The organism is Rhodococcus sp. UFZ-B548 (assembly GCF_903819475.1).
GTDB lineage: Bacteria > Actinomycetota > Actinomycetes > Mycobacteriales > Mycobacteriaceae > Rhodococcus_F > Rhodococcus_F erythropolis.
Map to the genome: position 1 here is coordinate 1 of NZ_CAIJDS010000096.1, position 9,110 is coordinate 9,110.

The window sequence follows — 9,110 nt, forward strand, 5'->3', positions numbered from 1 at the left end:
CCGGGTTGTGCCAGCGCACCGACCGGGCGTCACGCTCGGCGGCGACGGCCCGGGATGCAACCTCGGTCAGATCCTCCACCGCTGTCATTGCTCAGCCCCGGCCATTCTCTGATCCTCCCGGTCGCGGTGACGGAAATTGTTGTGCGGCGAAGCCTGTTCGTGGACAGTGCTGGATGAAAGCATTGCTCTGGTTATCCGCCGAGCGCCGTTCGTACCCGATCGGTTGTTGCATCGTCCCACCCTTGCGGGGTGAGTATCCGGGTCCAGAGGTCGATCGCTTCGGGTCCGTAAGCATGGCCGAAACCGGAGGGCACGTCGGCGGAGAACACCATGTCGAGTGTCACCTGCCAGAAGGTGACGAGAGGTATCCACCGCATACCGGGGTCGACGTCAGGGCCCAAGGGCTCGCGTAGCCAGTCCGGTTGGTGCAGAGCGAGATTGAAGGACCACCAGGTGATCGGGTCGCTGGCGTGCTGCCAGAACACCACTCGCGAGGACTCCCACGGGGTGGGCAGGTCAGCGTCATCGGGGCGGGACGCGAAGCGGATGTTTCGGCCGTCGTCGACGACCGGTAACCGTTCGGGTGATCCGTTGTCTCGTTGATCGGTGATGCGTTGCCAGGGTTGCGCGAAGTTCGGTGTGCCGACCAGCAATGCGCCGTCGGTGCGGGCGACGATATCGGCGCCGGAGGCGAATGCTGCTTGGCCACCGTAGGATCCGAGGCTTTCGCCGAAGACAACCAGCTTCGGCCGTGAGCCTTCCGGTCGGGCCGACCACGCTTGATGTACTGCATCGAACAAGGCTCTGCCGGCTATCTGCGGTGTCTCGCGATCCGCCACGAATGACAGTGCGCTAGGCAAAAAGGAGTACTGCATGGCGGCGATGGCAGAATTTCCGTGGTTGACGTATTCGAACGCGCTGGCGACGTTCGAGTTGACCCATCCCCGTCCGGTGGTCGTAACGACAGCGAGGATCTGGCGATCGAATGCGCCGGTTCGTTCGAGTTCGGCGACCACCCGCGCGGCGATACCATCGACGGTGTCTGCGGACTCACGACCCGCGTAAGTGCGGATCGGAGTCATCGCGGGTGCGCCGGTCACTTCCGCGATGCGCTCGGCACTCGGCCCACCGGCGACGAAGGTCCGCCCTTCGCGCCCCAAAGTGCTCCAGGCTTCTGCCGAGGCAGGCGAACCCGAGCGCTGCGGCGCGGTGGGTTGTTCGACCCCGTCAGCGGTGGATTGATCGGCGACTTCCGCCGAACGCTGCGCTGCGGCGACGATGCCTTGATGCACAGCGCCGTTGACGAGAAGAACAGCCAGCACAGCGATCAACACGACGGAGGCCAGCTTCGCGATCGGGGCAGGGATGAACCGTCCGCCGAATCGCCCAAGGGCCCGTGCACCGGCACGTACCGCTCGACTCACAGTCAGAATCAGTGCCGCCACGAAGAGCGAGAGAGCCAAGACCAGAATGTAATTCGAGCGGGCCACGCGCGGGACGCCTACGAGATCGCGGATGATCTGCTGCCACCACGAACCGAGAACCAAAAATGTGGGCACGAGAACGCATGCAAGCACCGTGAGAATCCACCACCCAGCGCGGCGGGTTCGATCCTGCCACTGCGGTTCGAACCCGCACGCGCGGACGATCCATGCGAGGAGTGCGCCGACACCGTACCCGATGGCGATGCTGATACCTGTGGCCACTGCCTGCAGATACCAGGCGCGGGGGAGCAGTGAGGGTGTCATTGACCAGGCGAAAAACACCAGTGCAGCGATCAGCCCTGCGGGGTGCAAGCTAAGCAGATAGGTCGTGAACCGGGCGCGCATGGCACCGAGTGATCTGATCACCCTAAATCCTTATGGTCTGTGCGCAAGGAAAACTCGGCAGTCACGGAAGCAATGAAAAGGCCGGAATAGTGTCAGCTCAAGGCTTTCGCTTTGAGCGCTGCGAACTCCGCAGCATCGATCACACCAGCATCGAGGAGCGCCTTCGCCTCGGAAATCTGCTCCGGCGCCGACTTCCCCGCCACTTCTCGGATGTAGTCGTCTGCCGCGCTGTGTGCCGCGCTGTGTGCCGCTGCCTGGCGTTCGGCGATACCTCGACCGCGAGTGAGGATGTAGACGAACGCTGTCAGATAGGGCAGGACGACGAGGAAAATGATCCACAGCACGCGGACGACGCCGGACATGGAGCGGTCGCGGAACAAGTCACCGATGATCTGGAACAACACCAGTAGGTAGGCGACGAAGAAGAACACGGTCAGGGTGTACCACAGCAAATCCCACATCGAATCCAACATCGACTGCACTCCTATAGTTCTCAAAAAAGCTGGACGTTGCGGCTACGGCCGGGCAACGTCAAAGTTGTATCAGACGCACGATCTCAAGTAGGCAGGGACCCGCTGCCCTGTCCTTGAGAAGAAGGGCCGGACAGTATCATTCGAGGACTGCTGCTGCGCCGATCACCACGACAACGATCACGAAGTTGATCAGCAGCAGTGGCCAGACGAAGCGCAGAAACTTGTCGTAGCCGACCTTCGCCATGGCCAACCCGCCGACAACGACGACGTTGGTCGGGGCGACCATCAGCATGAGGCCGTGGCCCATCTGGAAGGCGGTGATGACGAGTGCGCGGCTGACTCCGGCGAAGTCGCCCAGCGGGGCGAGCAGCGGCATCGCCAGGGTGGCGTGACCGGAACTGGACGGGATCAGGAACGCCAACGGGATGTTGACGAGCATCACGAGAATGGCGAAGACTCCGGCCGAAGCGCCGCTGACCAATTGCTCCATCGCGTTGAGGATGGTGTCGAGGGTTTCGGTGTTGGTCATGATCACCGAGACGCCGCGAGCGAGCAGGATGACGATCGCCGGGCCGACCATGTCGCCGGCTCCACGCGTGATCAGGGAGACGATCTTCTTCTCACCCATCTTCGCGACTATGCCGACGAGAACGGCGGCGAGGATGAACAACATCGCCAATTGTGGGAACCACCAGTTCAACTCGAACCAGTAGGGCTCGGTTGCCGTGACGTGGTACGCGTCGTACTCGGCGGGTCCGGTGGTGGCGCCGAAGATGCTCGACCAGGGGATGACGGAGAAGATCATCAGTCCGAAGGTGAGTCCGGTGATGAGCAGTACCAGCTTCTGAGTTCCGGTGAGCTTGCCGTCGATGTCCACCGGCTCGGCCGGTTCCTCGTCTTCGTCGTCCTCGATGTCGAAACCGACAAGCGACTTGGACGGATCTTTCTTCACCTTTGCGGCGTAGCGGAGAACGAATACCACTGCCACTGCGGTCAATACGATCCACAGGATCACGCGCAGCACGATGCCGTCACCGATGGAGACACCTGCTTCGCCGGAGGCGACGCCGATCGAGAACGGGTTGACCGTCGACGCCATGTTTCCGACCAGTGCGCCGAGGATGATCATGGTGGCCGCGACCATGCGGTCATAGCCCAGTGCCGTCATCAGCGGTATGAGCAAGGCGTAGAAGCCGAAGGTCTCGACCGAGAAGCCCATCGTCGAACCGAGCAGTGAAAACAGCACCATGATGACGGTGATGAGCAGCCAGCCCTTGTCGCTGAGCTTGGTAGCAAGTTGGGAGACAGCGGTTTCCAGGCTGCGTGTGGCAAAACTGACGGAGATGAAGGCGCCGAGCGCCATGATGAAGAGGACTACGCCGACCGAACCGAAGAGCCGTCCGATGTTGTCGGTGTCGACGAACCCGGTGATCGAATCCTGTACGCCGTACAGGCCGTTCACGGGAGAGAGGATCAGTTGCTGGATTCGTTCCCAGAACGAGAGCGGAGACGTGACGGTCTCGAAGCTGCCGGGAACGGGTGAGCCGTCCACGTCGACGCCGAAGCGTCCGGCCGGAATGAACAGTGCTGCAACCCAGACCAGGACGGTGACGATCGCGAGCATCGTGACCGCACCGGGAAACTCGAACTTCTTCTTGGCCGGAGTAGGTGCGGATCCCGTGTCGGTCTCGGTGCTCATTTCTTCCCCTCGAAGGTGTGTGCGTATTCCTGGAAGAACAGTGCCTTGGCGACGACGGCCTTCTCGAGCTCGTCGAGCAGGACGCGTTCGTTGGGGCCGTGGATGTTCGCGTAGCCGTCGGTGGCGCCGAACAACAACTTCTCGGCGGTCGGCACTGCTGTATCCAAGGCCATGACGAGGGGGATCGAGCCGCCGCCTGCCATCAGCCCGGCCGGCTCACCCCACGACTGCGAGAGCGCCGACAGTGCCGCGTCGAAGGCCGGTCCGCCTTCGGCTGCCGCGAATCCGTCGCCGGTTTCTCCTGCGGTGACTGTCAGTTGTAAACCGAAGGGGCGCAGGGCTTCCAGATGCCGTATCAGCGCAGCTTGCGCGTCCGCTGCCGGCTGGCGTGGGTGCACGCGCAGATTGACCACAGCGCGGGCAGTGCTGGCGACAGCATTGACGGCGCCGTCCACCGGGGGAGCGTCGATACCGGTCACGGTGATGGCCGGGCCCGACCAGATGCGTTCGCCGATGCCGCCGGTCCCGAGCAGCGGAAGCCCGTCACGGATCTCGGCGAGGGTGCGGAACTCGTCCTCGGTGTACGAACTACCGGTCCACGGTTCGCGCAGGAGGCCGTCGACCGCCACGTCACCGTTATCGTCATGCAGCGACGCCAGTGCGCGGATGAGCGCGAGGCGGGCGTCCGGTGCGGCGCCGCCGTAAAGGCCGTTGTGCTTGTCGGCGCCGAGAGTGGTCAGTTCGACGATCACCTGGGCAGATCCGCGCAATGCGACGGTCAAGGTCGGTGATCCGGGTCGAACGCTCCCGACGTCGGCGATGACCATTGCGTCGGCCGCAAACAATTCGGGGGCTTCCGGCGGATAGTTGTCGAAGGGGCTGCCGAATTCTTCCTGGCCCTCGAGCACCAATTTCACGGTGACGGGCGGTGCTCCGTTGAAGAGGGACAGGGCGCCGATCATCGAAATGACATTTGCCTTCGAATCTGCCGTACCGCGGCCGTAAATCGCGCCGTCACGCTTGCTCGGTTCGAAAGGCGGTGAATCCCAGAGTTCGACGTCGTCGGCGGGAACAACGTCGTAATGCGAATACATCAATACCGTCGGGGACCCCATCGGCCCCGGAACAGTCGCCAGGATCACCGGCGCGGTCTTCCCCGGAATCTGCAGATCGTCGATCTCGGGTACACCTGCGGCGATGAGCATGTCCACGATCAGATCGTGCGCCTCGAACAAGGGCTCAATCGGGAACCCCTCGGTCGCTATCGAGGGAATACGCACCAAAGCCGCCAGCTCCGCCTCCAAGGTCGGCATCAACCCCGCTGCAGCCTCTTTGACCTGCGAGAGAGTGAGCGGCTGTGGGAACACGTCGGTCATCGGTGAACTCCTCGGAACACGAGCGGAAGAGGGGCGTGCCGATCTATTCATCGGCGGCTTCGCGTGAGCTCTGCGCAAGATACCAACTATCACGCCGCCCGGGCGTCGGATTGTCGTCGATCCGAAGGTACTGTCGTCGAATAGATCATCATCGCGGTGGGTAACTTCGCGGTGAACAATGGACTCGGGTATCTGTATCCGGTTATACGTGTTACCTGACCTGTCGCATAAGTGTTGTCGGAGTGCTCTTTTCGATACCAGTGCCTCGAGTTGTTTCTAGCTCGGATCGTCTACTCTTCTCACGAGAGGCCGGTGGCTTCACGAAGGAGCAACCGCGGATGCGGCAGGTGATCGAACTGCGGGGGCAGGCAGGTTTTCAGGCCATGACCCCGGAAGCGGGCAACAAGACCGAACTGGTCGTGCCGGACGAAGGGCAGTTCCATTTCCGACTCGAAACCTGCGATATCGGTGCTGTGGCGGCGAGCAGAATTCATCTGTCCCCCTGTCTGGCCGCGCCCGGAAGGGTCGTCGACAGCGACGTGGTGAATCTGTCCTTGATTCTGCGCGGTACACAGTCGGTTCGATCGACGAAGCGCCGCCGAGTGTTCCGACCTGGCCAGATCGTCTCTCAGGTCGGCTGGAATCGGCATGAAGGGCTTAACGAAACGGTATCCGAATCGATGATGCTGCGGATCGACGATGCCGTTCTCGTCGAACGTGGGGTTCATATCTCGGCGGACTCGTTACACTTCGGACCCGACGGAGCCACGACCACCACCCATGCCCTCTCCGCGCTCGTCAAGGCAACCCTGTACGGACAATCCTTGACCGATGAGCCGACCCCATCCGCAGTCGAGAACGCCGTCCTCGAGCTGATCGTCGGGCTCCATCACGAGAGCCTGAACTACCGAGGTTCGTCCACCGAACTCGGTGCCGGTTTGCTGGCGCGGGCACGCACGAGCATCGCCGCGTCCTATCGGGACCCGATGCTCACTCCCTCGGTCCTCGCTGGTCGTCTCGACGTCACCGTCCGCCGACTCCAGCGCGTATTCGAGAAGGCCGGCAGCACAGCGGCCACTGAAATCCGCTCCCTGCGAACGACATACGCCGTAGGAATGCTGCGCGACCGATCCACGACGATGGCGCTCCCGGAGGTTGCTGCAGCGGCGGGCTTCACCTCGACCGGTGAACTCCGGCGCGCGATTCGCGCCCACTACGATCTGACTCCCACGCAACTGCGCGAATGACGAACGAGATTCGATTGTGCGACAGATGTTCACATTCTGCGACACCTTCACTGGTGCCACCACGTTTTCTTGATACAACAACACCAGCGACTGACCGGCAAACCCTTGCCGAGATGCGCTGATCACCGAAAGAGGCACCGCCGACATGCTCGATTCATTCTGGGATCTGCTCTGGTACACCCTGATCGTGTTCGCGTTCGTCGCGTACCTGCTGATCCTGTTCCAGATCATCGGAGACCTGTTCCGGGACCGTACGATGCCCGCGCTCGCCCGCATCCTGTGGCTGATCTTCCTCATCGCCGTCCCGTATCTGACCGCATTCCTCTACATTCTCGTCCGCGGACGAGGCATCGGGGAACGGCAAGCAGCAGCACACGACGCCGCACGCGCAGCAGCGGACAACTACATCAAAGACGTCGCCGGAACCACCCCGGCGTCGCAGATCTCCGAAGCACGCGCGCTGCTCGACGCCGGCACCATCACCACCGCCGAATACGAGACGCTCAAGGCCAAAGCGCTGCGCTGACATCCACCAACGCCACCCCTTCCAGCACCAGGCCGCCGCAAGCTCTACCCCAGCGGCGGCCTGTGAAAGGCCCAACCCGCTGATGACTGATCTGAATCATTTCGGCCCGATCGAGTACATCGTTGTCGAATTTCCCGACGGCGCCCTCACCCCAGAGGGCTTCGAACAGCTACTGGTACTGGTCGATTCCGGAACCATACGCATCCTGGATCTCGAATTCGTCGTCAAACTCCCCAGCGGACACGCCGTGATCGTCGACGCCGGCGGATTGAGCACCGAGAATTTCGACGCCACCGTCTTCGGCGGTGCCTCCTCGCACCTTCTCGACGTCGACGACCTCGCCCTGATCGCCGAGGACATCGGCGAAGGCAGCCTCGCCGCAGTCCTCGTGTACGAAGAACTCACCCTGCTCCCCGCTATCGAAGCGTGGACCACCCGTGGGGCCACGATCATCACCGAAGGCCACCTCGATCTCGACGGCCTCGCCACAATCCTCACCAACACCGCCGACACCGCGCAGGAGATTCAAGAATGAGCTTTCTCCGACGAGCCAGCCGCGTCGCGGTGGCAAGTTCCATCCACGGCAACGTTCAACGCCGTCAACGCACCCGCTGGGCACAACAAGATCAGACGAGTACTGCTTCTGCCACGCCGAACACGCCGGCCACTGTCGCTGACAGCGCAGCACCCACACCCGACATACTGGATCAACTCGCCAAGCTCGGCGAACTCAAAAATGCCGGCATCCTCACCGACGCGGAATTCGATACCCAGAAAGCGCGTCTTCTCGCAGACTGAACTATTCGATGTCTACCCGTCATGACAGAAGGACCCATCTGATGAGCTCGGACACCCATACCCAGCCGAGTCGGTTGTCGCTCACGCCGCGCAGCATTCTCGCCGCGGTGCTGGTGGTGCTCGCGGCGATTTTCATTCTCCAGAACCGGGCCGCCACCACGATTCAACTGTTCTGGGTATCGGTGCAATCACCTCTCTGGCTCACCCTCGTCGTCATCCTTGTGCTCGGCTGGGCGACAGGCCTGCTCACCACCCGGCGCACAAAAACGACCCATTGAGCACCGCAACAATGGACTCGTCGAATATTGCTGGACCGGCGCAGACACGTCACAAGCTGCGTTATGCACTCTGGCGGAACCTGCGGAATCCTTTGATCATTGTGGTGCTGATCATCGTGATCTCCGCCAGTTGTTCCGGGCAGGACCACGCACTCGTCAGTAGCAACGTGCGCTCATCGCCCGCACCCCGATAGATATCTCTCGCCGGCGACTGACTCGGGAGTCGCCGTCGCTGCACTACCCTGAATTCGTAGCTGCCAGAAAGAGAGGACCGGAAGTCATGACAGCCGACGATCTCTCCCCACACGTACCTGTCGAGATACTCGACAACCACCAATGCTGGGTATTCCTGGCACAGCAACAGTTAGGCCGCCTCGTCACCGGATCAGGCGAACGCGCCGACATCTTTCCCGTCAACTACGTAGTAGATGACCACCATCTCTACTTCCGCACCGCAGAAGGCACCAAGTTGGTCGAACTGACCGTCAACGATCGCGTCCTGTTCGAGGCCGATCACATCGACACCACCAACGGGTGGAGTGTCGTGGTCCGAGGGACAGCGCGGGCACTGACCTCGTTCACCGAAATGGCCAGAATCGACGAACTGGGCCTGCGATCGTGGATTCCGACACCCAAATACAACATCGTAGAAATAACCGCCACCGAGATCACCGGCCGCGCAGTGCACTTCGACCCCGAAAACTGAACCGACACCCCTGCAGGACGGCGCTCTCTCACCCTGGCAACGACACAGCGGCTCAACGTCAGGTGAACACAGATTTCACGGTCGACATATTTCGTTGCAGCACAAAGCATTTCCTCGATAGAATGACATAATCTAAGTTATCGGCTAGATATCCCGATACACCTATGAGCTTCAGATA

10 protein-coding genes are annotated in these 9,110 nt (G+C 61.7%); 6 read left to right on the plus strand and 4 right to left on the minus strand.

Annotated features, from left to right (window positions below; all coding sequences use genetic code 11):
* Positions 1 to 191: 191 nt before the first annotated feature.
* The 4 genes from H7C86_RS35800 to H7C86_RS35815 form a co-directional block, all read right to left on the minus strand.
* Positions 192 to 1,829 (minus strand): alpha/beta-hydrolase family protein, encoded by a 1,638-nt coding sequence (locus tag H7C86_RS35800; protein WP_182263400.1) that lies wholly within the window; start codon positions 1,827 to 1,829, stop codon positions 192 to 194.
* A gap of 92 nt (positions 1,830 to 1,921) precedes the next feature.
* A complete protein-coding gene (locus H7C86_RS35805; RefSeq protein ID WP_182263392.1) occupies positions 1,922 to 2,302 on the minus strand; it encodes an SHOCT domain-containing protein in 381 nt (126 codons plus the stop codon).
* A 136-nt stretch (positions 2,303 to 2,438) separates the two neighbouring features.
* The gene (locus tag H7C86_RS35810) at positions 2,439 to 4,001 is read right to left on the minus strand and encodes a YfcC family protein (protein WP_182263393.1); all 1,563 of its coding nucleotides are present in this window, start codon (positions 3,999 to 4,001) and stop codon (positions 2,439 to 2,441) included.
* Positions 3,998 to 5,377, minus strand: coding sequence for a M20/M25/M40 family metallo-hydrolase (locus H7C86_RS35815; protein WP_182263394.1), 1,380 nt, complete (start codon positions 5,375 to 5,377; stop codon positions 3,998 to 4,000). The genes H7C86_RS35810 and H7C86_RS35815 overlap by 4 nt, the downstream gene beginning before the upstream one ends.
* 338 nt (positions 5,378 to 5,715) lie before the next feature.
* Here H7C86_RS35815 and H7C86_RS35820 point away from each other — a divergent pair, with 338 nt between their 5' ends.
* The 6 genes from H7C86_RS35820 to H7C86_RS35845 all read left to right on the plus strand — a co-directional run bounded on the left by H7C86_RS35820 (position 5,716) and on the right by H7C86_RS35845 (position 8,932).
* Entirely contained in the window at positions 5,716 to 6,624 is a 909-nt protein-coding gene (locus H7C86_RS35820; protein WP_182263395.1) for a helix-turn-helix domain-containing protein, read from the plus strand.
* Between the two features lie 145 nt (positions 6,625 to 6,769).
* Complete coding sequence (locus H7C86_RS35825) at positions 6,770 to 7,150, plus strand: SHOCT domain-containing protein (RefSeq protein WP_182263396.1); 381 nt, start codon at positions 6,770 to 6,772, stop codon at positions 7,148 to 7,150.
* An 82-nt stretch (positions 7,151 to 7,232) separates the two neighbouring features.
* Complete coding sequence (locus H7C86_RS35830) at positions 7,233 to 7,685, plus strand: DUF6325 family protein (protein WP_182263397.1); 453 nt, start codon at positions 7,233 to 7,235, stop codon at positions 7,683 to 7,685.
* Complete coding sequence (locus tag H7C86_RS35835; RefSeq protein ID WP_182263398.1) at positions 7,682 to 7,948, plus strand: SHOCT domain-containing protein; 267 nt, start codon at positions 7,682 to 7,684, stop codon at positions 7,946 to 7,948. The genes H7C86_RS35830 and H7C86_RS35835 overlap by 4 nt, the downstream gene beginning before the upstream one ends.
* A 41-nt stretch (positions 7,949 to 7,989) precedes the next feature.
* Positions 7,990 to 8,226, plus strand: coding sequence for a DUF1049 domain-containing protein (locus H7C86_RS35840; RefSeq protein WP_232253386.1), 237 nt, complete (start codon positions 7,990 to 7,992; stop codon positions 8,224 to 8,226).
* 280 nt (positions 8,227 to 8,506) lie between these two features.
* Positions 8,507 to 8,932 carry a pyridoxamine 5'-phosphate oxidase family protein gene (locus tag H7C86_RS35845; RefSeq protein WP_182263399.1) on the plus strand — a complete coding sequence of 142 codons (426 nt, stop codon included), beginning with the start codon at positions 8,507 to 8,509 and terminating at the stop codon, positions 8,930 to 8,932.
* Positions 8,933 to 9,110 lie beyond the last annotated feature (178 nt).